Annotated in this window: 21 protein-coding genes and 1 pseudogene; 13 read left to right on the top strand and 9 right to left on the bottom strand. The window is 65.1% G+C overall.

Features of this window, described 5'->3' with window-relative positions:
* Window positions 1-120: 120 nt before the first annotated feature.
* From GGD63_RS28980 to GGD63_RS28965, 4 genes are all read right to left on the bottom strand, one after another.
* Complete coding sequence (locus GGD63_RS28980; protein WP_183246981.1) at window positions 121-1,065, bottom strand: electron transfer flavoprotein subunit alpha/FixB family protein; 945 nt, start codon at window positions 1,063-1,065, stop codon at window positions 121-123.
* Window positions 1,065-1,814: an electron transfer flavoprotein subunit beta/FixA family protein gene (locus tag GGD63_RS28975; RefSeq protein ID WP_183246979.1), complete on the bottom strand. Its 750-nt coding sequence runs from the start codon at window positions 1,812-1,814 to the stop codon at window positions 1,065-1,067. Before GGD63_RS28975 ends, GGD63_RS28980 begins: the two co-directional genes overlap by 1 nt.
* A gap of 126 nt (window positions 1,815-1,940) precedes the next feature.
* Window positions 1,941-2,513: a cob(I)yrinic acid a,c-diamide adenosyltransferase gene (locus GGD63_RS28970; protein ID WP_183246978.1), complete on the bottom strand. Its 573-nt coding sequence runs from the start codon at window positions 2,511-2,513 to the stop codon at window positions 1,941-1,943.
* A gap of 88 nt (window positions 2,514-2,601) precedes the next feature.
* On the bottom strand, window positions 2,602-2,796 hold the full coding sequence (locus tag GGD63_RS28965; RefSeq protein ID WP_183246976.1) for a twin transmembrane helix small protein: 195 nt from the start codon (window positions 2,794-2,796) through the stop codon (window positions 2,602-2,604).
* 351 nt (window positions 2,797-3,147) lie between these two features.
* On the opposite strand from GGD63_RS28965, the gene GGD63_RS28960 reads away from it, so the two are divergent.
* Window positions 3,148-4,041: a YihY/virulence factor BrkB family protein gene (locus GGD63_RS28960; RefSeq protein ID WP_183246974.1), complete on the top strand. Its 894-nt coding sequence runs from the start codon at window positions 3,148-3,150 to the stop codon at window positions 4,039-4,041.
* Here GGD63_RS28960 and GGD63_RS28955 read toward each other — a convergent pair.
* The gene (locus GGD63_RS28955) at window positions 3,968-5,242 is read right to left on the bottom strand and encodes an ATP-binding protein (RefSeq protein WP_183246972.1); all 1,275 of its coding nucleotides are present in this window, start codon (window positions 5,240-5,242) and stop codon (window positions 3,968-3,970) included. The genes GGD63_RS28960 and GGD63_RS28955 overlap by 74 nt on opposite strands.
* A 103-nt stretch (window positions 5,243-5,345) precedes the next feature.
* Window positions 5,346-6,215: a tRNA glutamyl-Q(34) synthetase GluQRS gene (gene gluQRS / locus GGD63_RS28950; RefSeq protein ID WP_183246970.1), complete on the bottom strand. Its 870-nt coding sequence runs from the start codon at window positions 6,213-6,215 to the stop codon at window positions 5,346-5,348.
* A gap of 225 nt (window positions 6,216-6,440) precedes the next feature.
* Here gluQRS and GGD63_RS28945 point away from each other — a divergent pair, with 225 nt between their 5' ends.
* Window positions 6,441-7,091, top strand: coding sequence for a DNA-3-methyladenine glycosylase (locus tag GGD63_RS28945; RefSeq protein ID WP_183246968.1), 651 nt, complete (start codon window positions 6,441-6,443; stop codon window positions 7,089-7,091).
* A 55-nt stretch (window positions 7,092-7,146) separates the two neighbouring features.
* Here the strand turns inward: GGD63_RS28945 and GGD63_RS28940 are convergent, their stop codons facing one another.
* On the bottom strand, window positions 7,147-8,034 hold the full coding sequence (locus GGD63_RS28940; protein ID WP_183246966.1) for a LysR family transcriptional regulator: 888 nt from the start codon (window positions 8,032-8,034) through the stop codon (window positions 7,147-7,149).
* A gap of 181 nt (window positions 8,035-8,215) precedes the next feature.
* Here GGD63_RS28940 and GGD63_RS28935 point away from each other — a divergent pair, with 181 nt between their 5' ends.
* The 8 genes and pseudogenes from GGD63_RS28935 to GGD63_RS28900 all read left to right on the top strand — a co-directional run bounded on the left by GGD63_RS28935 (window position 8,216) and on the right by GGD63_RS28900 (window position 17,460).
* Window positions 8,216-9,190, top strand: a complete 975-nt coding sequence (locus GGD63_RS28935; RefSeq protein WP_183246964.1) for a nitronate monooxygenase family protein — start codon at window positions 8,216-8,218, stop codon at window positions 9,188-9,190.
* Between the two features lie 34 nt (window positions 9,191-9,224).
* Window positions 9,225-10,409 (top strand): ABC transporter substrate-binding protein, encoded by a 1,185-nt coding sequence (locus GGD63_RS28930; protein WP_183246962.1) that lies wholly within the window; start codon window positions 9,225-9,227, stop codon window positions 10,407-10,409.
* A gap of 24 nt (window positions 10,410-10,433) precedes the next feature.
* Window positions 10,434-11,948, top strand: a complete 1,515-nt coding sequence (locus GGD63_RS28925) for an acyl-CoA synthetase (RefSeq protein WP_183246960.1) — start codon at window positions 10,434-10,436, stop codon at window positions 11,946-11,948.
* 89 nt (window positions 11,949-12,037) lie between these two features.
* On the top strand, window positions 12,038-13,123 hold the full coding sequence (locus GGD63_RS28920) for a DUF2855 family protein (RefSeq protein WP_183246959.1): 1,086 nt from the start codon (window positions 12,038-12,040) through the stop codon (window positions 13,121-13,123).
* A gap of 78 nt (window positions 13,124-13,201) precedes the next feature.
* Window positions 13,202-14,965 carry an NAD(P)/FAD-dependent oxidoreductase gene (locus GGD63_RS28915; protein ID WP_183246957.1) on the top strand — a complete coding sequence of 588 codons (1,764 nt, stop codon included), beginning with the start codon at window positions 13,202-13,204 and terminating at the stop codon, window positions 14,963-14,965.
* Window positions 14,966-15,109: 144 nt separating this feature from the next.
* A pseudogene (locus tag GGD63_RS28910) lies at window positions 15,110-16,087 on the top strand (peptidyl-alpha-hydroxyglycine alpha-amidating lyase family protein).
* 203 nt (window positions 16,088-16,290) lie between these two features.
* Window positions 16,291-16,848, top strand: coding sequence for an HNH endonuclease (locus GGD63_RS28905; protein ID WP_027522133.1), 558 nt, complete (start codon window positions 16,291-16,293; stop codon window positions 16,846-16,848).
* Between the two features lie 15 nt (window positions 16,849-16,863).
* Window positions 16,864-17,460, top strand: coding sequence for a hypothetical protein (locus GGD63_RS28900; RefSeq protein WP_183246955.1), 597 nt, complete (start codon window positions 16,864-16,866; stop codon window positions 17,458-17,460).
* A 9-nt stretch (window positions 17,461-17,469) separates the two neighbouring features.
* Here GGD63_RS28900 and GGD63_RS28895 read toward each other — a convergent pair whose 3' ends face one another.
* Entirely contained in the window at window positions 17,470-18,930 is a 1,461-nt protein-coding gene (locus GGD63_RS28895; RefSeq protein ID WP_183246953.1) for a GH1 family beta-glucosidase, read from the bottom strand.
* A gap of 2 nt (window positions 18,931-18,932) precedes the next feature.
* Window positions 18,933-19,934, bottom strand: coding sequence for a family 16 glycosylhydrolase (locus GGD63_RS28890; RefSeq protein WP_183246951.1), 1,002 nt, complete (start codon window positions 19,932-19,934; stop codon window positions 18,933-18,935).
* Between the two features lie 202 nt (window positions 19,935-20,136).
* Here GGD63_RS28890 and GGD63_RS28885 point away from each other — a divergent pair, with 202 nt between their 5' ends.
* The 3 genes from GGD63_RS28885 to GGD63_RS28875 all read left to right on the top strand — a co-directional run bounded on the left by GGD63_RS28885 (window position 20,137) and on the right by GGD63_RS28875 (window position 23,923).
* Complete coding sequence (locus tag GGD63_RS28885; RefSeq protein WP_246785700.1) at window positions 20,137-21,471, top strand: glycosyltransferase family 87 protein; 1,335 nt, start codon at window positions 20,137-20,139, stop codon at window positions 21,469-21,471.
* A gap of 150 nt (window positions 21,472-21,621) precedes the next feature.
* On the top strand, window positions 21,622-21,843 hold the full coding sequence (locus GGD63_RS28880) for a dodecin (RefSeq protein ID WP_183246949.1): 222 nt from the start codon (window positions 21,622-21,624) through the stop codon (window positions 21,841-21,843).
* Between the two features lie 175 nt (window positions 21,844-22,018).
* Window positions 22,019-23,923 carry a sensor domain-containing diguanylate cyclase gene (locus GGD63_RS28875; protein ID WP_183246948.1) on the top strand — a complete coding sequence of 635 codons (1,905 nt, stop codon included), beginning with the start codon at window positions 22,019-22,021 and terminating at the stop codon, window positions 23,921-23,923.
* Window positions 23,924-23,961 lie beyond the last annotated feature (38 nt).

Here is a 23,961-nt window from a genome sequence, read left to right as displayed (position 1 = left end):
GAACCTTGGCTCGAAACCTAGATTGGATCGCTTCGAAGGCGTGCCCCACGCCAAAGAAAACGCCTCAAAAATGAAACACCGGCCGGAGTTTATACCTCCGGCCGGTGTTTTGAACGCGTTTTACTTGCCGAGCTTGGCGAGTTCGGCCGTCAGCTCCGGAACCGCCTGGTAGAGGTCGGCGACCAGGCCGTAATCGGCGACCTGGAAGATCGGCGCGTCCTCGTCCTTGTTGATCGCGACGATCACCTTGGAGTCCTTCATGCCGGCCAGATGCTGGATCGCACCGGAAATGCCCACCGCGACATAGAGTTCGGGGGCCACGACCTTGCCGGTCTGGCCGACCTGCCAGTCGTTGGGGGCATAGCCGGCGTCCACCGCCGCGCGCGAGGCACCGACGCCGGCGCCGAGCTTGTCGGCCAGCGGCTCGATGTACTTGGCGAAGTTCTCGCGGCTCTGCATGGCCCGGCCACCGGAAACGATGATCTTGGCCGAGGTCAGCTCGGGACGATCGCTCTTGGCGACTTCCTCGCCGACAAAGGACGACAGGCCGGGATCGGCCGCCGCCGCCACGGTCTCGACCGGCGCGCTGCCGCCTTCACCTGCTGCAGCGAAGGTGGAGGTGCGGACCGTGATGACCTTCTTGGCGTCCTTCGACTTCACCGTCTGGATGGCGTTGCCGGCATAGATCGGACGCTCATAGGTATCGGGAGCGACCACCTTGATGATCTCCGAGACCTGCATGACGTCGAGCAGGGCGGCGACACGCGGCATCACGTTCTTGAAGCGCGAGGTCGCGGGCGCGACGATCGCGTCATAGGACGGGGCCAGCGAGACGATCAGCGCGGCCAGCGGCTCGGCGAGATCGTGCGCGTAGAGCTCGCCGTCGGCGAGCAGCACCTTCTTCACGCCGGCAAGCTTGGCAGCAGCATCCGCCGCGGCCTTGGCGTTCTGGCCAGCGACCAGCACCTCGACATCCCCGCCGAGCGCGGCAGCCGCGGTCAGGGTCTTGTTGGTCGCATCCTTGAGCGACGCATTGTCGTGTTCGGCAATCAGAAGCGTCGTCATCAGAGCACCCCGGCTTCGTTCTTGAGTTTCGACACCAGCTCGGCGACGTCCTTGACCTTGACGCCCGCCTTGCGGCCTGCCGGTTCAGTGGTCTTGAGAACCTCGAGACGCGCGGCGACATCGACGCCGTAATCGGCGACGGTCTTCTCCGCGATCGGCTTCTTCTTCGCCTTCATGATGTTCGGCAGCGAGGCGTAGCGCGGCTCGTTGAGACGAAGGTCGGTGGTGACGATCGCCGGTCCCTTCAGCTTGACGGTCTGCAGGCCGCCGTCGACTTCGCGCGTGACCTTGAAGTCAGAGCCTTCGACCTCGAGCTTGGAGGCGAACGTCGCCTGCGACCAGCCGAGCAGCGCGGCCAGCATCTGGCCGGTCTGGTTGCTGTCATCGTCGATCGCCTGCTTGCCGAGGATGATGAGGCCGGGCTGCTCTTCTTCGGCAACCTTCTTCAGGATCTTGGCGACGGCGAGCGGCTCGACGGTGCCCTCGGCCTTCACCAGGATGCCGCGATCGGCGCCCATGGCAAGACCGGTGCGGATCGTCTCCGACGCCTGCGCAGGTCCAATGGAGACCACCACGGCCTCGGTCGCCTTGCCGGCTTCCTTCAGACGCAGCGCTTCCTCGACCGCGATTTCGTCGAACGGGTTCATCGACATCTTGACGTTGGCGAGTTCAACGCCCGATCCATCGCCCTTGACGCGGACCTTGACGTTGTAATCGACCACCCGCTTTACCGGCACTAAGACCTTCATCGATCCTCTTTCACTCAATTTGGGAGGGGAGTTATCAACTGGCGCGGAACCTAAAGGCCTGATCCGGCCCGGTCAACGCGCGAAGCGGCCAATTTTTAGACCTTAGAAATGCGCCGCTCAAATGGGTCAGCGGTTCTGGCCCGGAACCCAGAGCACGTCCCCGGCGCCGTTATGGTTAGCGGCACGGCTCGCCACGAACAGCAAGTCCGACAGGCGGTTCATATACTGGATGCCAGCCGCGCTGACCGGTTCGTTGGGCTGAGCCGCCAGTTCCACGATGACGCGTTCCGCCCTGCGGCATATCGTGCGCGCAACATGCAGGTAGGCCGCGGCCGGCGTGCCGCCGGGGAGCACGAAGGAGGTGAGCGGCGAAAGCTTGTCGTTGAGTGCGTCGATGTCGCGCTCGAGCCGCTCCACCTGGCTCGCGACCACCCGCAGCCGCTCGTCTTTGCCTTCACGCTCGGGCACGGCGAGATCGGCGCCGAGGTCGAACAGATCATTCTGGATGCGGCCGAGCATCGCGTCGAACTCGGGCATGTCATGGGTATGGAGCCTGACAACGCCGATTGCGGCATTGGTCTCGTCGACGGTGCCATAGGCCTCGATGCGCAGATCATATTTCGGCCGGCGTTCGCCCGAGCCGAGCGCTGTCGTGCCGTCGTCACCGGTCTTGGTATAAATGCGGTTCAGCACGACCATGATAGATTCCTTGATCTTAGGTCATGATCTTTTCGGAAAACCGCTTCGCACGTTGCGCGAACGCGGCCCTACGGGTCCGGATCATGCCCTAGCGCCCCATCGCCCAGACTGCGGCCATGGCGATGACGATCGCCACGAACTGAAGCAGCACCCGCCAGCGCATCAGCTTCTGCGAGGTGTCTGGCGAGCCGCCGCGCATCATGTTGACGAGACCGAGCAGCAGCACCAGCGCCACGGCGCCGACCGCAATCGGCAGGATGAAAGTACTCAGGATAGATGCCATCTGAGGGTAGATAACACCGTGTGCGGCGGTTCGCCATGGCGTTCCCGATCTGGCTTTTAGGCCAATAATATCAGAAGCTAGCTGGATGATTTCCGATTTGCGCGAGCGGCCCGTTCTCTTCGCCTCTCCCCGCCTGCGGGGAGAGGTCGAATTCGATCGCAGATCGAATTCGGGTGAGGGGGACTCTCCGCGAATCCGGCTCTCACCGTCCCCGCGGAGACTCCCCCTCACCCGCCGCGCTCAGGCGCGCAAGTGCGCTGCCGAGCGCGTCGGCCTCTCCCCGCAAGCGGGGCGAGGCGAACCACGCCGCAAGAGGGGTACGAAAGCATCGGCCGCCAACACAGGTGCCACGTGAAAGCGATCCGCTACATCTACGTCGTGGTGGAGGATGCGTTCTACACGTTCCTGGCCGACGACGGTTGGGCGATCGCAAGCCATATTGCGCTGTCGACGCTGATGGCGCTGTTCCCGTTCCTGATCGTGCTGACCTCGCTCGCCGGCTTCTTCGGCTCCAAGGAACTCGCCGATCAGGCCGCCAGCCTGATGCTCCAGGTCTGGCCCAAGCAGGTCGCCGATTCGATCTCGGGCGAAATCCACGACGTGCTGACCACCACCCGCACCGGCGTGCTGACGATCGGCGCGGCGCTGTCGGTCTACTTCGCCTCGAACGGAGTCGAGGCGCTCCGCGTCGCGCTCAACCGCGCCTACGCGGTGGTGGAGATGCGGCGCTGGTACTGGCTGCGGCTGGAATCGATCGGCTACACGCTGGTCGCGGCCTTCACCGCGCTCGCCATGGCTTTCCTGATCGTGCTTGGTCCGCTCTTCATCGAGGCGGCGCGGCGCCATATCCCGCTGTTCGTCGAATCCAATGAAAGCATCCTCACCTGGCTGCGCTACGGCATCACCGTGGCTGCGCTGGTGGTCGCGCTGCTGATCCTGCACGCCTGGCTGCCGGCGGGCCGGCGCGGCTTTCTCCAGATCCTGCCCGGCATCGTCTTCACCATCGTGGCGTCGCTGATCTCGGGCATCGTCTTCGGACAATATCTGGCGCGCTTCGCCAACAATTACGTGACGATGTATGCGGGGCTCGCCTCGGTGATCATCGCACTGGTGTTTCTGTATTTCATCGCCGCGATCTTCGTTTACGGCGGCGAGCTCAATGCCGCGATCATCAAGTCGCAGCTACCTCACGGCGTGTCGCTTCAAGCAGCGCAGTCGCTAAAGCCCGCGGAGACACAGGCTTGACCAGGAAGGCGTCGGCGCCGGCTTCGCGCGAGGCCGCCTCGTCCTCGCCGCGCCCGGAGACCCCGATGATGGGGATCTGAGCCAGCGGCGCCGGCATGGTGCGGATCCGCCTGATCGCCTCGACGCCGTCGATCCCCGGCAACACCATGTCCATCAGCACGGCATCGAAGGCGCCCTGCTCCAGCCGGTTCACGGCATCCTCGCCGCGCCCGATGAACTCGGCATGATGGCCAAGCTCGGTGAGGATGGTGTTGAGCACGACGCGGCCGAACGGGTTGTCCTCGACACTGAGCACGCGCAGCGCAGCGACCGCATCCACCCCGGCTTCGCCCTTCGATTTGCTGGACCTGGCCGGCCCCGCCGCATCCAGCGACACCGTCAGCGTGAAGGTGGCGCCGCCGCCACCGCGCGGCGCGACCGAGATGTCGCCGCCCATCGCGCGCGCCAGTTGCTTCACCGAGGACAGCCCGAGCCCGGCGCCGCCGAAACGCGAGGCGATGGTGACATTGGCCTGGGTGAAAGGGCGAAACAGCCGCTTGATCTCGGCCATGGTCAGGCCGATGCCGCTGTCGGACACCGCGAAGGCAACACCGACCCTGCCTTTGCCCTTTGCCTTGCCCTTGGCCTCTTCCTTCGCAGGACGCCAGGGCGCCACCGCGAGCGCCACGCCGCCCTGCTCGGTGAACTTCACGGCATTGTCGATCAGGTTCTCAAGCGCGGCGCGCAGGCGGACGGGATCGCCGACCACCAGCCCCGGCAGCTTTTCGGAGATCTCGACCTGGGCCTGGAGCCCCTTGGCCGCCGCGCGCCCGGCGAGCGAATCGCCGGTGCTGCGCGCGAGCGCCCGCAAGTCGAACAGATCCTGCCGCAGCGCGCTGCCGCCCTTCCCGGCGCCCTTGCCCGTTCTGGCTGCGTCCACGAACAGCGTGGCAAGGCTCGCCAGATGCTCGGCGCCGGCCTTGATGGTGTCGGCCCAGCGCCTCTCCCGCTCTCCGAGATCGGAGGTCGCAAGCAGGTCGCTGATCGCGAGAATGCCGGTCAGGGGGGTGCGGACCTCGTGGGCAAAGGCGGCGAGCGCCGCCTGGACCACATCAGGCGCGTCAGCCTTGGGGCCGCGCTTGCGCGACCGCCCGGCCGCCCCGGACCGTTTCCGAGGCGGGGACGTCCGCGTAGTGCGCACTGCGCGCGTTTTCGCCGCCATAATTCCCCTTCGAAGTATCCGCTTCGAACCCGGGCTGTCGGCCGAGCATGGCACGACGGAACCCCCGGAGTCACGGCGGCGTTTCGCTAACCCCCAGAGAAACTTAACCTAATCCCACCAGCTGGCGGACACTGGCTGGTGTGGCGCCGGCGGCGCGCAACTCCCGCAGCCCGGTCGACCGGCTGGATTTCGACAGCTTCCGCCCCTCGCCGTCACGAATCAGAGCATGGTGGCGGTAAGCGGGTTCCGGCAGGCCGAGCAGGACCTGGAGCAGGCGGTGCACCGCGGTTGCGTGAAACAGGTCCTGCCCCCGCACGATCTCGCTAACGCCCTGGAGCGCGTCGTCGACGACCACCGACAGATGGTAGCTGGTCGGCGTCTCCTTGCGGGCCATGATCACGTCGCCCCAGGCCTCCGGTCGCGCCGGGACGGTGCCGCGCTCGCCATCCGGTCCCTCGCCGAGCTCGTTCCAGCTCAGGCCGGTGGCGCAGCGGCAGGCGGCCGCCATGTCGAGCCGGAGCGCGTAGGGCGCGCCCGCGGCGATCAGCCGCGTGCGCTCGGCGGCAGGAAGCGACTTCGCATCACCAGGATAAAGCGGTGCGCCGTCGGGATCGCGCGGCCACGGCCCGTCGGCCTCGCGCACGGCCACCAGCCTTGCGATCTCGGCGCGGCTTTCGAAGGCGGGATAGACGAGGTCCAGCGCGGAGAGTCTTTCGAGCGCGGCACGATAGTCGGAAAGATGCTCCGACTGCCGCCGCACCGGCGTCTCCCAGGTAATGCCGAGCCAGGCGAGGTCCTCATAGATCGCCGCCTCGTAGTCCGGCCGGCAGCGCGTCGCGTCGATGTCCTCGATCCGCAGCAGCAGCCGCCCGCCGGTCTCTCGGGCGCGATCGAAGTTCAGCAGCGCCGAATAGGCATGGCCGAGATGCAGCAGGCCGTTCGGGCTGGGGGCAAATCGGAAAACGGGTGGCATGAGTTCTCGGTGTATCCGTCATTGCCGGGCTTGACTGCCACGATTGTCATTCCGGGGCGGTCCGCAGGACCGAACCCGGAATCTCGAGATTCCCTGGTGCGCAATTGCGCACCATAGTTCGATGCGCCGGCGTCGCGCTTCGCGCGATCCCGTCGCCTCGCCCCGGAATGACGGAGTAGGATAATAGATACGGGGTCAAGCCCGCGCATCACGAGTCCCATAACAATGACCATCCACCTCGAAACCCAGTCCGACCTCGAAGAAGCCGTCCACGCGCTGATCAAGCGCGATCCGCGGCTCAAGCCCGTGCTCGCGACCGCCGGCATGCCGGCGTTGCGGCGGCGCGAGCCGGGCTTTACGGGGCTCGCGCACATCGTCTGCGGGCAGCAGCTCTCGACCGCGAGTGCGGCGGCGATCTGGGGGCGACTGTCGGCCACCTTCGATCCGTTCGACCATAACGCCGTGCGCCGCGCCCGCACCGACCGGCTGGGGCGGCTCGGCCTGTCCGCCGCCAAGATCAAGACGCTGAAGCATCTGGCGCGCGAGATCAATGCGCAGCGGCTTAACCTCGACGTGCTCGCGGAGGAAGACGCCGACGCTGCGCATCACACGCTGATCTCGCTTCCCGGCATCGGGCCGTGGACGGCGGACGTCTATCTGCTGTTCTGCCTCGGCCATGGCGATGCCTGGCCGGCCGGCGATCTCGCCGTGCAGGAGGGCATCAAGATCGGGCTCGGCCTCAAGGCACGGCCGACGGAGAAGCAGATGGCGCCGCTCGCCGAGCCCTGGCGCCCGCTGCGCGGCGCGGCCGCGCATCTGTGGTGGAGCTATTATCGCGCCGTGAAGAAGCGCGAAGGCGTGCTCGCCGGAAACTGAATTTTTTGCGCATGATCTTTCCGGAAAACCGCTTCGCACTTTTCCGGATCATGCTTTAGCCCCGCAGCCGCTCGCGATCGGCGCGGGCACACTCGGCCACGAAGTCGACGACGGCACGCACCGCGGACAGCTCGACCAGATCGGGATGGGCGAGCAGCCAGAGGTCGGCGACGCTGACGAGCTTCTGCGGCGCGACGCGCACGAGGTCCGGATAGCTCTCCGCGACGAAGCAGGACAGCGCGGAGATTCCGATCCCCGCACGCACCGCCGCCAGCATATCGCCCTGCGACGAGCAGCGCATCACGACGGTGCCCTGACGCGTGATCGCATCGCTCCAGCGCGCCAGCTGCGCGTTGGAATCCTGGTCGGCAAAGCCGATGATATTGTGCCCCTTCCATTCGCCGCTTCGCTCCGGCAGGAACCGGCCGGCCGCATAGTCGCGCGAGGCGTAGAAGCCGGTGCCGAGGCGGCCGATCTTGCGGCCGACCAGGTTTTCCTCGCCGCTGTCGACCGGCCGCAATACCACGTCAGCCTCCCGGCGGCGCACGCTGGCCGGAAACGGATGGGTGATGATCTCGAGCCGGATGTGATCATGGGCGCCGAAAAAGGACCGCAGCCGCGGCATCAGCCAGTGCGAGGCCAGCGTCGCGCCGATCGACAGCTTGACCGTGCCGCGCGCCTTGCGCCCGCCGGCCCCGACCGCGGCTTCAGCCCGGAGCGCGGCAGCCGCCATCGCCTCGGCATGTTCGCGCAAGGTGCGGCCATCGGCGGTGAGCACGAAGCCGTCGGCGGCACGCGCCAGCAGTTTTGTGCCGAGCTGCGCCTCCAGCGCCGCGATCTTGCGGCTGACGGTCGGATGGCTGGCGTGCAGCCGCTTCGCCGCGGCCGTGAAGCTGCCGGTATCGGCGACCGCGACGAAGGTCTTGCAGAGATCCCAATCCATCGCCGCCTCCGTTCAAATTTGTATATGCGCTTGTTCAATATTGAACGATCCCCGCCCGTTATCCAACCCTATAGTGGGGTCAAAGCGCCAAGCGAGCACACTCCGCCGGCGCGACAAATCGACATGGAAGCGCTCACCATCGGCCGAAAGGACCGGCGATGCGCGTTATCAGGAGGGTCCGATGGCACTGCCCGCTCTGCTCAAGAACAATCTGGAGTTGCCCGTCGTCGGCTCGCCGCTCTTCATCGTCTCCGGACCGGAGCTGGTGATCGCCCAGTGCAAGGCCGGTGTCGTCGGCTCGTTTCCCGCGCTCAATGCCCGTCCCGTCGAGAAACTCGACGAGTGGCTGAGCCGCATCGAGGACGAGCTCGGCGAATACAAGTCGCGCAATCCCGGCAGGAAGGTCGCGCCCTACGCCGTCAACCAGATCTGCCATGCCTCCAACGACCGGTTGATGAAGGACATGGAGACCTGCGTGAAGCACAAGGCGCCCATCATCATCACCTCGCTACGGCCGCCGGCGGAGATCGTCGAGGCCGCGCATTCCTACGGCGGGCTGGTGTTCCACGACGTCATCAACGTCAAACATGCCCGCAAGGCCGCCGAGCAGGGCGTCGACGGCCTGATCCTGGTCTGCGCCGGCGCGGGCGGCCATGCCGGCACGCTGTCGCCCTTCGCACTGGTGCGCGAGGTCAAGCAATGGTTCGATGGCGCGATCCTGCTGTCGGGGGCGATCAGCGACGGCTTTGGCATCGCCTCCGCGCTGACGCTGGGCGCCGACCTCGCCTATATGGGCACGCGCTTCATCGCCACGCAGGAAGCCAATGCCGACGAAGCCTACAAGTCGGCGCTGACGCAGCACGCCGCGCACGACATCGTCTACACCAACCTGTTCACCGGCGTGCACGGCAACTATCTTGGGCCCTCGATCGCCGCCGCCGGCCTCGATCCGGACAATCTTCCGGCCGCAGATAAATCGAAGATGAATTTCGGCTCCGGCGGCAACATGAAATCGAAAGCATGGCGCGACATCTGGGGATCGGGCCAGGGCATCGGCCAGATCACCGACGCCCCTCCGGTCGCCGAGCTCGTCGACCGGATGAAGGGCGAATTCGATCAGGCCCGGCAGGATTTCCTGATGCGCGCCAGCGCCTGACGGCTCGGACGGACAAGAAAATCGGGAGGACATCATGAAGCTGGCAGCCACATTGATCGGCCTGTCCCTGCTGACGCTCGCCGCCGGCGGCGCCCATGCCGAAGGCAGCGACGAGATCCGCATCGGCCAGACCCTGCCCTACAGCGGCCCGGCCTCCGGCTTCGGCGCGATCGGACGGACGCAGGAGGCGTTCTTCGATAAGGTCAACGCCGAAGGCGGCATCAACGGCCGCAAGGTCAAGTTCATCACGCTGGATGATGCCTATTCGCCGCCGAAGACCGTCGAGCAGACCCGCAAGCTGGTCGAGCAGGACGAGGTGCTGATGATGTTCGGCTCGCTCGGCACCGCCACCAACAGCGCCGTGCAGCGCTACCTCAACGGCAAGAAGGTGCCGCAGCTGTTCGTGCTCTCGGGCGCGACGAAATGGGCCGACCCGCTGAAATATCCGTGGACCATGCCCGGCATGGCCGCCTACGAATCCGAGGGCGTGGTCTATGCCAAGCACGTGCTGCGCACCAAGCCCGGCGCCAGGATCGCCATCCTGTCCCAGAACGACGATTTCGGCCGCGACTATGTCGCCGGCTTCAAGCGCGCGCTCGGCGAGAAGGCCGCCAGCATGATCGTGGCGGAGCAGACCTACGAGACCAGCGCGCCGACGATCAGCTCGCAGCTCTCGACCCTGAAGGCATCGGGCGCCGACGTGCTGTTCGGCGTCGTGCTCGGCAAGTTCACCTCGCAGATGATCAAGGGCGTGGCCGAGATCGGCTGGAAGCCCGAGCTGTTCTTCGTGCCGACCTCGGCCTCGTCGATCTCGTTCCTCGAGCCGGCCGGGCTCGACAACGCGGTCGGCCTGATCTCGTCGAGCAACCAGAAGGACACGATGGACCCGCAATGGGCCAGCGATCCCGGTGTGAAGGACTATTTTGCCTTCATGAAGCAGTACATGCCGAATGCGGACCTCTCCAATTCCAACTACGCGGCCGGCTACCACTACGCGACGCTGCTGATGACGGTGCTGAAGGCATGCAAGGATGATTTCAGCCGCGACAACATCATGCGCCAGGCCGCCTCGCTAAAGGACGTAAAGCTGCCGCTGCTGCTGCCGGGCATGTCTGTCACAACCGGCCCCGATGACTATCTGCCGTTCCAGCAGCTGCAGCTGCGCCGCTTCAACGGCAAGAGCTGGGTCGGATTCGGCGACGTGCTGGATGATCGCTAAACTGGAACAGGGTAAGGACACGCCATGATCATCAGCGGCGAACGCCGGATCGGTTACGACGAGATCCAGGCGCGCATCAGACGCGCGGCGAGCGGGCTCCGCGCCCTTGGCCTGGCCGAAGGCGCTCCGGTCGCCATGATGCTGCGCAACGATTTTGCGCTGTTCGAGGTGGTCGCGGCCTCCGCCGCGCTCGGCAGTCCGATGGTGCCCATCAACTGGCATCTCAAGGCCGAGGAGGTCCGCTACATCCTGACGGATAGCGGCGCGAAGATCCTGGTCTGCCACGCCGACCTGCTGCCGCAGATCCGCGCGGGTCTGCCCGAGGACGTGCGCCTGCTCGTCGTTGCGACGCCGCCCGAGCTCGCCGCAACCTTCGCCATTCCCCCCGAGCTGACCCAAGTCCCGGCGGGCCTCACCGATTGGGACCGCTGGCGCGACGGCCATCCGGAAAGACAGGATCCGCCGCGCCGTGCCGCGGCGATGATCTACACATCGGGGACCACGGGCATGCCGAAGGGCGTGCGGCGCATGCCGATGCAGCCGGAACAGGCGGCCGCCTCCGAGCGCGTCGGCGCGATCGCCTATGGCATCAAGCCGCGGGACAACCAGGTCGTGCTGATCAACGGGCCGATGTACCACTCGGCGCCGCACTCCTACGGCATGCTGGCGTTCCGCAGCGGCTGCACCATCGTCCTCCAGGCGCGGTTCGACGCCGAGGAGCTGCTGGCACTGATCGAGCGCCACCGCGTCACGCATATTCACATGGTGCCGACCATGTTCGTCCGGCTGCTGCGGCTGCCCGAGGAGGTCAGGCAGCGCTACAACCTCTCCTCGTTGCGTTTCGTGGTTCACGGTGCCGCGCCCTGCCCGCCCGAGATCAAGCGCGCCATGATCGATTGGTGGGGACCGGTCATCAACGAATATTTCGGCTCGACGGAGACTGGCATCCCGGTGTGGCACTCGGCCGAGGAGGCGTTGAAGAAGCCCGGCACGGTCGGCCGCGCCATCGAAGGCGGCATCGTCAAGATTTTTCGCGATGACGGCAGCTTCTGCGGCGTCAATGAGGTCGGTGAGATCTACATGCGCCAGACGGCCGTGCCCGACTTCGACTATCACGGCAAGGCGCAGGCCCGCGCCGAAGCCGGGCGCGATGGTCTCGTCAGCGTCGGCGACGTCGGCTATCTCGACGAAGACGGCTATCTGTTCCTGTGCGACCGCAAGCGCGACATGGTGATATCAGGCGGCGTCAACATCTATCCGGCCGAGATCGAGAACGTGCTGATCGCGATGCGAGGGGTGCGCGATTGCGCGGTGTTCGGCATCCCCGATGCGGAATTCGGCGAGCGGCTGTGCGCCTGCATCGAGCCGGAGGCGGGCGCGCAGCTTTCCGCCGGCGCCGTGCAGACTTTTCTGCGCGAGCGATTGGCTAACTTCAAGGTGCCGAAGGAAGTCCAGTTTCTGGACACCCTGCCCCGCGAGGCGACTGGAAAAATCTTCAAGCGCAAGCTACGCGATCCCTATTGGGCCGGTCGTACCTAGCGAACAGCGTTTAAAACTATGTTGAGGTTGCAAAAGGGGCGCGCATAGTCGATGAGATGCCGGTGCGGATCAAAGCCGGGATCGACATCATGACAGCTACCGACTTCATCGTTGCGCGCGACAATTTCGAGACCTGCAAGACGATCGCGACCGCGCTTCCCGCGGCAGATGCGCTGTTGGAGGATGCACTACTCGTCAGGGTCGAGCGCTTCGCGCTCACCGCCAACAACATCACCTATGCGGTGATAGGCGACGAGCTGAAATACTGGCAGATCTTTCCCGCGCCTGAGGGATTCGGCAACATCCCGGTGTGGGGCTTTGGCGAGGTGATCGCCTCGAACCATCCGAACGTGCCGGTCGGTGAGCGCCTGTTCGGCTATTTCCCGATGGCGACGCATCTCGTGATCGAGGCGACCGACGTCAGCAAGCGCGGCCTGCGCGACGGCGCCGCGCACCGGCAGGGTGTGGCGCCCGTCTACAATGTCTATGCGCGCGTCGGCGGCGACCCTGCTTACGCCGGGCGGCAGGGCGACTACCAGGCGCTGCTGCGGCCGCTGTTCATGCTGTCGTTCCTGGTCGACGACTTTCTCGCCGAGAACGGCGATTTCGGCGCGCACGCCGTGCTGCTCTCGAGCGCATCGAGCAAGACCGCATTCGGTCTTGCGCATCTGCTGCACACGCGCGGCCGCAAGGTGATCGGCCTGACCTCATCAGGCAATACCGGGTTTGTCTCGTCGCTCGGCTGCTATGATGAGGTCATCACCTATGACCGCGTGACGTCGCTGCCGCCGGACGCCCCCGCCGCCTTCGTCGACATGGCCGGCAACAGCGCGCTGCGAGCCACGCTGCACCGGCATTTCGGCGACCAGATGAAATGCTCGGTACGCGTCGGATTGACGCATCGTGCGACCGATCCCGACGAAGGCGTCCTGCCCGGCGCAAAGCCGCGCTGGTTCTTCGCGCCCGACCACATCCGCAAGCGCGCCAAGGAATGGGGGCCGGGCGGCATCGAGCAGCGCCTTGGCGCGGCTTGGGCCGGCTTCGCGCCGATGTTGGAGCGATGTCTGACCGTGATCGAGAGCCGCGGGCCCGAGGCGGTGCGGCAGGTCTATCTCGACACGCTGCAGGGCCGCATTCCGCCGGAGCAGGGCCATATGCTCTCGCTGCTCGGGTAAAGCGCTTTCGACCATCGTTGAACCAGTATAGCGTTCGATCTCAGAGGAAACGCCGCGAAAACGGCCATGAGGTCGCGCATGCTGGACAGGACGAAGGATATTTCCGTCGCCGCACAGGCTTGGCTCGACGCGTTCGAGCACGCGCTGGGCAGGCCTGATCCCGCCACGCTGGAGAGCCTCTTCCTCACCGACGGCTTTTGGCGCGATGTGCTGGCGCTGAGCTGGAACCTGCAGACGCTCGCGGGCCGCGATACCATCACGCAGGAGCTGGCGGCGCGCGCGCCCAAGGCGGCGCCGGCCAATTTCAAGATCGCTCCGAACCGCGCGCCGCCGCGCTGGGTGACCCGCGCCGGCACGAACAACATCGAGGCCATTTTCAGTTTCGAGACCGCGATCGGCCGCGGCAGCGGCATCGTGCGGCTCATCCCTGACACTGCCGACAGCGACCGCCTGAAGGCATGGACGCTGCTGACCGCGCTCGACGAATTGAAGGGCTTCGAGGAGCAGCTCGGCACCTCGCGCCCGCGCGGCCAGGCCTATTCGCGCGATTTCCGTGGGCCTAACTGGCTCGACCTCCGCAACGCCTCACGCGACTATTCCGATCGCGACCCGGCGGTGCTGGTGGTCGGCGGCGGACAGGCCGGGCTCGCGATTGCAGCGCGGCTGAAGCAATTGAAGGTCGACACGCTGATTGTCGATCGCGGGATGCGGATCGGCGACAATTGGCGCAAGCGCTATCACGCGCTCACCCTGCACAACCAGGTGCAGGTCAATCACATGCCCTACATGCCGTTCCCGCCAAACTGGCCGGTCTATATTCCCAAGGACAAGCTCGCCAATTGGTTCGAAGCCTACGTCGATGCCATGGAGCTGAACTTCTGGACCGGCACCGAATTCGAGGGCGGCTCTTATGACGAGGCCAAGGGCCGCTGGACCGTCACCTTGCGCCGCGCCGACGGCAGCAGCCGCACCATGCATCCGCGCCACGTGATCATGGCGACCGGCGTCAGCGGCATCGCCAATATTCCTGCCATTCCGACCCTCGACAATTTCAAGGGGACGCTGGTGCACTCCAGCCGCTACGAGGATGGCGAGAACTGGACAGGCAAGCGCGCCATCGTCATCGGCACCGGCAACAGCGGTCACGACATCGCGCAGGATCTTTATTCCAGCGGCGCCGAGGTGACGCTGCTGCAGCGCTCGCCGACGCTGGTCACCAATATCGAGCCGTCGGCGCAACTGGCCTATGCGACCTACAATGAGGGCACGCTCGAGGACAACGATCTGATCGCGGCCTCGATGCCGACGCCGCTCGCGAAAAAGACGCATGTGATGCTGACCGAGCAGTCGAAGCAGCTCGACAAGGAACTGCTCGACGGCCTTGCCGGTGTCGGCTTCAAGCTCGATTTCGGCGAGGCTGGCACCGGCTGGCAGTTCAAATACCTCACCCGTGGCGGCGGCTATTATTTCAACGTCGGATGCTCCAACCTGATCGTCGAGGGTGCGATCAAGCTCAGGCAGTTTTCCGACATCGAACGCTTTGTCCCCGAGGGCGCGCGGATGAAGGACGGCTCGACCATTCCGGCCGACCTGATCGTGCTCTCCACCGGCTACAAGCCGCAGGAATACCTGGTGCGAAAGCTGTTCGGCGATGGCATCGCCGACCGCGTCGGCCCGGTCTGGGGTTTTGGCGACGGCTTCGAGCTGCGCAACATGTATGCGCGCACCCTGCAGCCCGGTCTCTGGTTCATCGCCGGCAGCCTCGCGCAGTGCCGGATCAACTCGAAATATCTCGCGCTGCAGATCAAGGCGATCGAGGAAGGGATCTTGGGGCGGGTTTAACTACGCCCGTCATTCCGGGGCGCGCGCAGCGCGAGCTATGATGCGCAATTGCGCATCTGAGAATCTATCCATCCATGAAATATGCCGCACAATGGATTCCGGGTTCACGCTTCGCGTGCCCCGGAATGACAAGAGGAGAGATCAATGCCAGCCATTCTCGGCACCGGCGAGCACCGCTAGCGCGTCGTCGAAAATTTTGCGAAGCTTCCCGACGGCTGGATGCTGACCGACGTCGCCTCCGTCGCGGTCGACAGCCGCGACCGCATCTATGTCTTCAACCGCGGCGCCCATCCGATGGTCGTGCTGGACCGCGAGGGCAACTTCCTCCGCAGCTGGGGCGAGGGTCTGTTCTCCCGCGCGCACGGACTTCACATCGACGCCGACGACAATCTCTATTGCACCGACGACGGCGACCATACCGTGCGCAAATGCACCACCGACGGCAAGGTGCTGCTGACGATCGGCATCCCCGCAAAGCCGGCGCCGTTCATGAGCGGCGAGCCGTTCCATCGCTGCACCCACACCGCGCTGTCGCCGAAGGGCGATATCTACGTCTCCGACGGCTATGGCAATGCGCGCGTGCACAAGTTCACGCCCGACGGCAGGCTGATCAAGAGCTGGGGCGAGCCGGGCACCGATCCCGGCCAGTTCAACATCGTACACAATATCGCGACCGATGCCGACGGCTGGGTCTATGTCGCCGACCGCGAGAACCATCGCGTGCAGGTGTTCGACGGCGAGGGCAAGTACGAGACGCAGTGGAACAATTTGCACCGGCCCTGCGCGCTGTGCTGCTGCGGTGGGGCCAAGCGCCCGACCTTCGTCATCGGCGAGCTCGGTCCCGGCTTCGACATCAACCGTAATGTGCCCAATCTCGGCCCGCGGCTGTCGATCGTCGATGCCCAGGGCAAACGCATCGCGCGGCTTGGCGGCGAAGCGGGGCCAGGCGTCGCCAGCGGCAAATTCCTGGCGCCGCACGGCCTCGCGCTGGATTCGAAGGGCGACATCTATGTCGGCGAGGTCGGCGTCACCAACTGGAAGGCGAGCTTTCCGGACGAGGAGATGCCGGCCGTGGTGCGGGCGACACGGTGCCTGCAGAAGCTGGAGCGGGTACCGGAATGAGGTATCGGCGACCGTCCGGCGGTTCCGGGCCGGCCTCGCCCGCCCCTCCCCGAATCACGGCGTTTTTGGGCGCTTCGCCACCCCGCAGCCGCATTGGCCACGGCTGAATAAGTCGCTCAACGGGCTTCACAATCCCGTCACGCTGCATGTAGTATGTCAGTACATGCTGCTTCGCAGCGTATATTGGAGGCCGGGAGCGTTACTTGAACGCACATGTCTCGCAAGGCAGTTGGCCGGTGTTGGTGCTGAATGCGGACTTCCGGCCGCTGAGTTACTACCCACTGTCTCTGTGGTCGTGGCAGGACGCGATCAAGGCGGTGTTCCTCGATCGCGTCAACATCGTCGCCCATTACGATCAGGCGGTTCGAAGTCCGACGTTAGAGATGCAATTACCGAGCGTGGTTTCGCTCAAATCCTTCGTCAAGCCGACCACCCATCCTGCCTTTACCCGGTTCAACGTCTTCCTGCGCGATCGCTTCAACTGCCAATATTGCGGCTCGCCCGAAGACCTCACCTTCGATCACATCATCCCGCGCAGCAAAGGCGGCCAGACCACCTGGGAGAACGTGGTCGCGGCGTGCTCGCCATGTAATTTGCGCAAGGGCAACCTCACCCCGGCGCAGGCAAAAATGTTTCCGCGCCAGACCGCGTTCGCGCCGACCGTGCACCAGCTCCACCGCAACGGCCGGCTGTTCCCGCCGAACTACCTGCACGACAGCTGGCTGGATTACCTGTACTGGGATACGGAGCTGGATCCGTAGGATCCGGAGCCCCCTGTGCGGTTCGGCTTTCCTCGCGGCATTCGACCGGCCATTTTGCTGGCAGCATTGGGAATTGGATGGCCTGTCACTGTCCATGGATTGGATTGTGGGCTTCCGTTTCCGGCCTTTTTCGAAGCGATCAACGAGAAGGTCGATCCGACCAAGAGAGCCGTTGATCTCGAGGCGCGTGCCGCTCTCGAAACTCTGAGCCCGATCGTCTTCAGCGGCCGTCTCGTCAGCATCCGCCACCTTTCCGAACCGGACACCGGCATCGAGCTGCTTGGATTCAGGGACGTCAAAGTCCTGAGGGGCGCGCTTCCTCGCAGCAGGGTCGATCGGATCGCGATGGTCGCGTACGATCGATGGTGCGACGGTGGCTGTGCTCACCGCCCGCTGGAGTGGGCGCCCGGTGCGTTGCTCACAATCGGAGTTTCGCCCAGCCCTGACAAGGTCAGCGGCGACGGCAAGACACTGTATCGAGGGCGGGTCGATGGCCAGTTCGGTCCTTGCCGTGGAGGCCCATTGTCACCGCTCAAGTTGATGCTGCTTACTGCGCCAGCTGAGGAGATCGTGCGGCTCAAGCGGGACTACCCGCCCCGCAGTCATCAATAGACAACGCCCTCACACGCCAATCGCATTCCGCGCCACCACGTCGCGATAGAATGCCGCGCTCAGTTTCGGCACCCTTGCCTGCGTCTCGAAGTCGACCCGGTAGAGGCCGAACCGTTTGCCGTAGCCAAAAATCCATTCAAAATTGTCCATCAGGCTCCAGAGGAAATAGCCGCGGATCGGCACACCCTCGCTGATCGCGCGCTGCATCTGGGTCAGGTAGTTGCGCAGGAACATGATGCGGTCGAGGTCGTAGACCTGGCCGTCGGCGGCGATCCTGTCCTCGGACGAGGTGCCGTTCTCGCTGATGTAGATGGTCTCGATGTTCCAGATTTTCGCGGCAAGGCGCGGGGCCCAGTAGATCACCTCGGGGCCGACCCGCAGCCATTCCGAATTCATGTGCGGGAACGAAGTCGGGAACGGCAGCACGTGGAAGCCCGGCGCGCGATCGGAAGCGGTGACGTAGAACTGCGGCGCGTAGATGTTGAGGCCGACGAAATCGTTCGGCGCGCCGATGATCTTCAACTCCTCGGGCGTGAACTTTGGCGCGTTGGCGCCGGCATAGGCGAGGAAGCCGTCGGTGTACTTGCCCTCCAGCACCACGCCGAGGAAGCCGGCATTGAGCTCGCGCGTTGCGATCTCGGCGGCGCGGATATTCTCAGGCGTTGCGATCGCCGGCACGCACGCGGCGATGTTTTCGGCTGCACCGACGCGGGTGCCAGCCCGCCCTGAGGCGCGGATCGCCTGCACAGCGAGCCCGTGCGCCAGCGCGACGTGATGGCGGGCCTGGTTGAGCTGCGCGGCCGGCAGCTTCAGGCCCGGCGCATCGATGCCCCAGCCATAGCCGAAATTCAGGAAGCGCCCGACCTCGTTCACGGTGAAGACGGTCCTGACGCGATCGGTGAGGCGCGCCGCCACGTAGGCGGCGTAGTCGGCAAAGGCTTTTGACGTGTCGCTCGACTGCCAGCCGCCGACGCGGTCCTGCAGCGCCTGCGGCAGGTCCCAGTGATAGAGCGTGGCGTAGGGCTCGATGCCGTTCGCGAGCAGCTCGTCGACAAGGCGGTTGTAGAAATCGAGCCCTTTCGGATTGGGCTGGCCCGATCCATCCGGGAACACGCGCGGCCATGCGATGGAGAAACGGTAGGCCTTGACGCCGAGCGCCTTGATCAGCGCGACGTCCTCCTTGTAGCGATGATAATGCTCGTTGGCGCGGTCGCCGGTCGAGCCATCCTCGATCTTGCCGGGGGTGTGGCTGAAAATATCCCAGATCGACTTGCCGCGCCCGTCCTCGTTGACGGCGCCTTCGATCTGGTAGGACGAGGTCGCCGTGCCCCACAGGAAATCCTTCGGGAAGGGCGCGGGCGCGTGTCGGTCAGCCTGAGTGGTCTCCGCGGCTCTGGCGCCCATTGCCGCGCCAAGCGCGGCGAGACCCGCAAACCCTGCAAATTCGCGCCGCGAGACATCAACTGACATTGCTATCTCCGCGCCTGCTCCATATCGATCTGATAGACGGATATCCGGTCGATCTCGAAGGCCACGCTCGGCGGCGATTCCGCATCGACCGGTCCCACGCCAAGGAAGAATTTCGATCCGATCGCCAGGTTGACGATCATGTACATGGGATCGTCGAAGCCGATCGGCACCTTGATGTCGGACACCGGCCTGCGGTCGATGAAATAGACCAGCCGGTCCTCCTCCCACAGCACACCGTAATTGTGGAAAGCGCGTGATGCATCGCCGACTGCGAAATCGAAGCCGCAGGACTGGATCTTCTGGGTCGACGGTATCCGCCAATGCGTGGTCATGACCATGTCACCCGGCTTCTCGCCGCGGCCTTCCAACACGTCGACCTCCGGCGGCCAGCCGCCGTCGTCCGCCAGCATCCAGAACGCCGGCCACACCGCATGGCCAACCGGGATTTTTGCACGGATTTCGAAATAGCCGTGCTTCTGCGCGAATGTGCCCTGGGTCGTCAGGATCCCGGAGATGTACTCGTTGTTGAACAGCACCGGCTTCAATTCCGGCGGCGTGCGGCTGGCAACGATCGACAGTACGCCATCCTTTACCTTGAACGGATCAAGCCCGAGCGGTGCCGCCGCACGGCCGGCGTAACGCGGATCGACATAGATCTGCTGCTCGCCATTGGCGCTGGTCTTGCGCTTGAAGTCGGAGCCGTCGCCGCCCCAGTAGCGCGCCTCCGGCCAGGCCGCACCGCCGGCATAATGCGGCACCCAGCGACCCGTCGCGAGTGGATGCTCGTTGAAATCGTCGTTGAACGTCCGGCGCAGCATCAGGAACGCGAGCGACGTGGGATTGACCGTCTCCAGCCTGCGGCATTCGATCGTGGAGGGATCGGTGGTGACTTGCAGCGACAGGCTGCGCGGCGCGTCATGAAGTTCGTCCTGCGCCGCAATGGGCGCAGGCACGGCTGACAAACCGATCGCAATCAGAGCGCCCTTCGTCCAACGATGGAACATGACCGCACATCGAAACTGCCGGGAAACCCACAAAGGTTAGCTCGCCCGTCCCTGAACGGACAAGCACGCGCGTCCGAGCCCGCGGGCGATTTCGAAAAGGCATCGCGGCCTGAACCGGCCCGGATTCTCGCGCTCCCAGTCCGTCAGGCAGGCGCCACCCGCCAGAATCCGTCCCTATTCGTTACCGTCCCTTAAGCCTCCGATGGCAGTTTGGCAGCGATCTGCGGACCCGCCCGCCCGGCCGCCCATCCGTCAGTTCGAGGTCGCCGCCGCCATGCTCGCCGAAACACTGGAACAGGTTCGCCTCTCGCCGCCGAAGCGAACGACCTATGTGCGCTTCGCGCTGGCCACGCTGGCGGTGATCGTGGCTTTCAAGACATTCTGGTTCGCCCGCTGGGGTAGCTGGGCAACTCGCGAGCTCGCCGATTTCGACGCCTTCCACATCGTCGCGCAGCGCGTCTGGCGCGGCGACCTCGACCAAGTCTATCACTTCGAGGCGCTGCTCAAGATGCAAATGGAGGCGGCTGGCGGCATGACCAGCTTCATGCCCTGGACCTATCCGCCGCAATACGCTCTCCTGCTCGCGCCGTTCGCATTCCTGCCGGTCGGTATCGGCTATCTCCTGTTCACGGCCGCGACACTCGCGCTCTATCTCGTGACCCTGCGCGCGATCTCAAGCGCGAATTTCGCACAGGTGCTGGTGGTGCTGTTTCCGGCACTGGCGATTACCATCGGCTGCGGGCAGAACGGCTTTCTCACCGGTGCGCTGATCGGGCTGATTTGCCTCAATGTCGAACGGCGGCAATGGCTCGCCGGCCTCGCGCTCGGCGCCATGGTCATCAAGCCGCACCTTGCCATTGCCGTCGGCCTCTACTTGCTGGCGACGCGACGCTGGATCGCGCTCGCGACCGCGGCGCTCGTCGTGCTGACGAGCTCCCTGCTCTGCACGCTATTGTTCGGCTGGCAGATCTGGTTCGCATGGCTGGGGTCGATCAGGGAATCGGCGAGCTATCTCGAGCAGGGGTTCTACCCGCTCTTCCGCATGATCTCGGCCTATGCGGCGCTCTACATGGCCGGCTTTCCGGCGAGCGCCGCCTTCTGGGGCCAGGTCGCCGTTGCCGGCCTCGCCTTGCTCGCCGCCCTCGTCGGCGCGGCCCGCGGCCTGTCGTCCAAATTCACGCTCGGCGTCACCGTGATGGTGTCGGTGATGATCAGCCCCTATGCCTATGACTACGACCTGCCGATCCTCGGGATCGGCCTTGCGCTGGCACTGCCCGATCTCGTCCGGATGGCGAGCCCGCGCGAGCGCGACGTGACGTACGGCCTGATCCTGCTCGCGGGCGCGTATGGGCTGTTGCAATCGGCGCGACTGGCCGTGCAGTTCGGGCAAAAGGTGGATCTCGATCAGCATTTCGCACCGGCGATAGGCGGCTTTGCGCTGATGGCGCTGTTGCTTCTCCTGCTAAAACTGCTGTGGAGCCGGCAGAGATGGCCGCTCGTCCTGTCGTGCCGAACCGAATCCATGGACAGCGCTTAGCTGGCGAACGCTGGCCGCGCTGGTGCATACGGGCCATCGCGGAGCAGGGAACCCAAAGCAGGTCCGCCCGTTCACTGGGAGGCCCGACGCTTTCGGTTTACACCGCGGGAGCGGTAGCCGGGCCCGCCACAGCCCAAGGGGAGACGTCTCATGCCCACAACCGAGAAGGATCACGTCTACAAGATCCTGGATCTGGTCGGATCATCCGAGACCTCGATCGAGGATGCGATCAAGAACGCGATCGGCCGCGCTGCCAAGACCGTGCGCGAGATGAAATGGTTCGAGGTGGTGCAGACGCGCGGCCACATCGAGAACAACGCCGTGCGCCACTACCAGGTGACGCTGCGCGTTGGATTCACACTGGAAGGATGACGCGGCGGATACCAACCGTTGCGCCGCGGCAGCATGGTTAACATCCGCCGACGAAAGTCGATCAAGATATATCGACCCCCACCGGTTGAATACGGACCGCACACAATCATCGCGGATATTGCAACAAGCCGTTAAGTCCAAAGTGAGAGGTTTGCGCCGATTTGGAGCAAGCCTGATGGTCACGAGCCGCGAACTCGGCAAGACGCGCCTTCCACTCTGGGCGGCAGGCTTCGTCGTGCTGATTTGCGTGGCGATCCTCGGCTTGAGCGCCTGGCGCGAATGGGAAGCGCGCAATGCCGATCTCAGGAACGCCGAGATCGACGTCACCAACCTGGCGCAATCGCTGATCCAGCACGCGGACGACACTTTCGAGCTCGCCGACACGATCCTGGTCGGGCTGGTCCACCGACTGGAGCTCGACGGCACCGGTCCCGATACGATCGCAAAGCTCCAGACCTATCTACCGATCCGCAAATCATCGGATCGCATCCGCGGCATCTTCGTCTATGACGAGACCGGCCGCTGGCTCGCCACGACCGAGCACATCGATTTCTCCGGGCTCAACAACAGCGACCGCGAATATTTCCGGCAGCACCGCGACTCCCCGGACAAGGGCACGCTGATCGGGCGACCCGTCAAGAGCCGCTCCGGCGGCCAGTGGATCATCACCGCGTCGCGCCGGATCGACCATCCTGACGGCAGCTTCGCCGGCGTCGTGCTGCTCACGATCGACGTCGCCTATTTCGTGAAATTCTACGAGCGGTTCGACTTCGGGCCGAATGGCTCGGCATCGCTGCTCAACAACGGCGGCATCATGCTGGCGCGCAGCCGCGACGAGGCGGGCGCCTTCGTCGGCCGCGACCTGTCCAATGCGCCATTGTTCAGGGAGTGGAAAAACCGGCCGACCGCGGCCGTCTACTATTTCAAGTCGCCGCTCGATGGCGTGCAGCGGCTGAGCTACTACCAGCGCAGCAGCCGTTATCCGCTGATGGCGCTGGCGAGCAAGTCGCAAGACGATGTGCTGATGCCCTGGCGACGTGCGGCGGTCACGCGCGTGACCTTCGTCCTCGGCCTTGTCCTGTTGATCGCGGTGATCGGCTACTATCTGGTCCGACAGCTGTCGCAGCGGCAGCGCATGGCGCAGGCGCTGGTCGCCAATGAGGCCCATTTCCGCCTGCTCGCCGAGCAATCCAGCGATATGGTGACCCGGATCGGGCTGGATAACCGCCTGCTCTACGTCTCTCCGTCATGTCAGCGCATGATCGGCTGGTCTCCCGACGAGCTTCTCGGCACGTCGGCCGTGGCCGGCATCCACGAGGAGGACATGGAACGGGTCGAGCAGGCCATCACCGCGTTGAAGAACGGCGAGGCCGAGGAGGCGAGGTTCGTCTACCGCCAACGCCATCGCGAGAAGGGCGATATCTGGGTCGAAGCGGCTCTGCACGTGACGCGGGCCTCCGACAGCGGCGAGATCGACGGCGTCGTCGCCGTCGTGCGCGACATGACCGAGCAGAAGGACCTTCAGGACAAGCTCGCCGCGCTTGCAACGAGCGACGGGCTCACCGGTCTCGCCAACCGGCGCGCATTCGACGAACGCCTCGCCGACGAATGGGCGCGCGCCCGGCGTGACGGCACGCAGCTCTCACTCCTGCTGATCGATGTCGATCATTTCAAGAAGTTCAACGACCATTACGGACATCTGGCGGGCGACGGGTGCCTGCGCGCGCTAGGCCGGATTCTGTCCGCCCACACCAGGCGCCCGGCCGACCTCGCGGCACGCTACGGCGGCGAGGAATTCGCCGTGCTGTTGCCGAACACCGGCCCGGATGGCTGCGCCGAGGTCGGCGAAGCGATTCGCCAGGCTCTGCACGATCACGCCATGCTGCATGCGCAAAACCCGCCCTCTCGCCTGGTAACCGTCAGCGTGGGCGCCGCGGCGAGCCTCCCATCGGAAACCACGGCGGACTCCAGCACGCTGGTCGCGGCAGCTGATCGCGCGCTCTACGCTGCCAAGGACAGCGGCCGTGACCGGTTGGTGATGTCGGGACAGGTCGTCCCCTGGCCCGCGAAGACCGCGTGACGGGATCGACCTCTCACAAGACGTGGCGGACGCTGCGC

Source organism: Bradyrhizobium sp. cir1 (assembly GCF_014198245.1).
Classification (GTDB): domain Bacteria; phylum Pseudomonadota; class Alphaproteobacteria; order Rhizobiales; family Xanthobacteraceae; genus Bradyrhizobium.
The sequence above is the reverse complement of the archived record's forward strand: the minus strand, read 5'-3'. Positions and strand labels throughout refer to the sequence as shown.

Excerpts from the sequence above, each read along its gene's own strand:
- GGD63_RS28920 (WP_183246959.1), top strand. The coding sequence starts at position 12,038 with ATGACAGCTACCGACTTCATCGTTGCGCGCGACAATTTCGAGACCTGC.
- GGD63_RS28925 (WP_183246960.1), top strand. The coding sequence starts at position 10,434 with ATGATCATCAGCGGCGAACGCCGGATCGGTTACGACGAGATCCAGGCG.
- GGD63_RS28930 (WP_183246962.1), top strand. The coding sequence starts at position 9,225 with ATGAAGCTGGCAGCCACATTGATCGGCCTGTCCCTGCTGACGCTCGCC.
- GGD63_RS28965 (WP_183246976.1), bottom strand. The coding sequence starts at position 2,796 with ATGGCATCTATCCTGAGTACTTTCATCCTGCCGATTGCGGTCGGCGCC.
- GGD63_RS28875 (WP_183246948.1), top strand. The coding sequence starts at position 22,019 with ATGGTCACGAGCCGCGAACTCGGCAAGACGCGCCTTCCACTCTGGGCG.
- GGD63_RS28885 (WP_246785700.1), top strand. The coding sequence starts at position 20,137 with ATGGCAGTTTGGCAGCGATCTGCGGACCCGCCCGCCCGGCCGCCCATC.
- GGD63_RS28940 (WP_183246966.1), bottom strand. The coding sequence starts at position 8,034 with ATGGATTGGGATCTCTGCAAGACCTTCGTCGCGGTCGCCGATACCGGC.
- GGD63_RS28880 (WP_183246949.1), top strand. The coding sequence starts at position 21,622 with ATGCCCACAACCGAGAAGGATCACGTCTACAAGATCCTGGATCTGGTC.
- GGD63_RS28955 (WP_183246972.1), bottom strand. The coding sequence starts at position 5,242 with ATGGCGGCGAAAACGCGCGCAGTGCGCACTACGCGGACGTCCCCGCCT.
- GGD63_RS28945 (WP_183246968.1), top strand. The coding sequence starts at position 6,441 with ATGACCATCCACCTCGAAACCCAGTCCGACCTCGAAGAAGCCGTCCAC.
- gluQRS (WP_183246970.1), bottom strand. The coding sequence starts at position 6,215 with ATGCCACCCGTTTTCCGATTTGCCCCCAGCCCGAACGGCCTGCTGCAT.
- GGD63_RS28895 (WP_183246953.1), bottom strand. The coding sequence starts at position 18,930 with ATGTCAGTTGATGTCTCGCGGCGCGAATTTGCAGGGTTTGCGGGTCTC.
- GGD63_RS28970 (WP_183246978.1), bottom strand. The coding sequence starts at position 2,513 with ATGGTCGTGCTGAACCGCATTTATACCAAGACCGGTGACGACGGCACG.
- GGD63_RS28890 (WP_183246951.1), bottom strand. The coding sequence starts at position 19,934 with ATGTTCCATCGTTGGACGAAGGGCGCTCTGATTGCGATCGGTTTGTCA.
- GGD63_RS28915 (WP_183246957.1), top strand. The coding sequence starts at position 13,202 with ATGCTGGACAGGACGAAGGATATTTCCGTCGCCGCACAGGCTTGGCTC.
- GGD63_RS28980 (WP_183246981.1), bottom strand. The coding sequence starts at position 1,065 with ATGACGACGCTTCTGATTGCCGAACACGACAATGCGTCGCTCAAGGAT.
- GGD63_RS28935 (WP_183246964.1), top strand. The coding sequence starts at position 8,216 with ATGGCACTGCCCGCTCTGCTCAAGAACAATCTGGAGTTGCCCGTCGTC.
- GGD63_RS28975 (WP_183246979.1), bottom strand. The coding sequence starts at position 1,814 with ATGAAGGTCTTAGTGCCGGTAAAGCGGGTGGTCGATTACAACGTCAAG.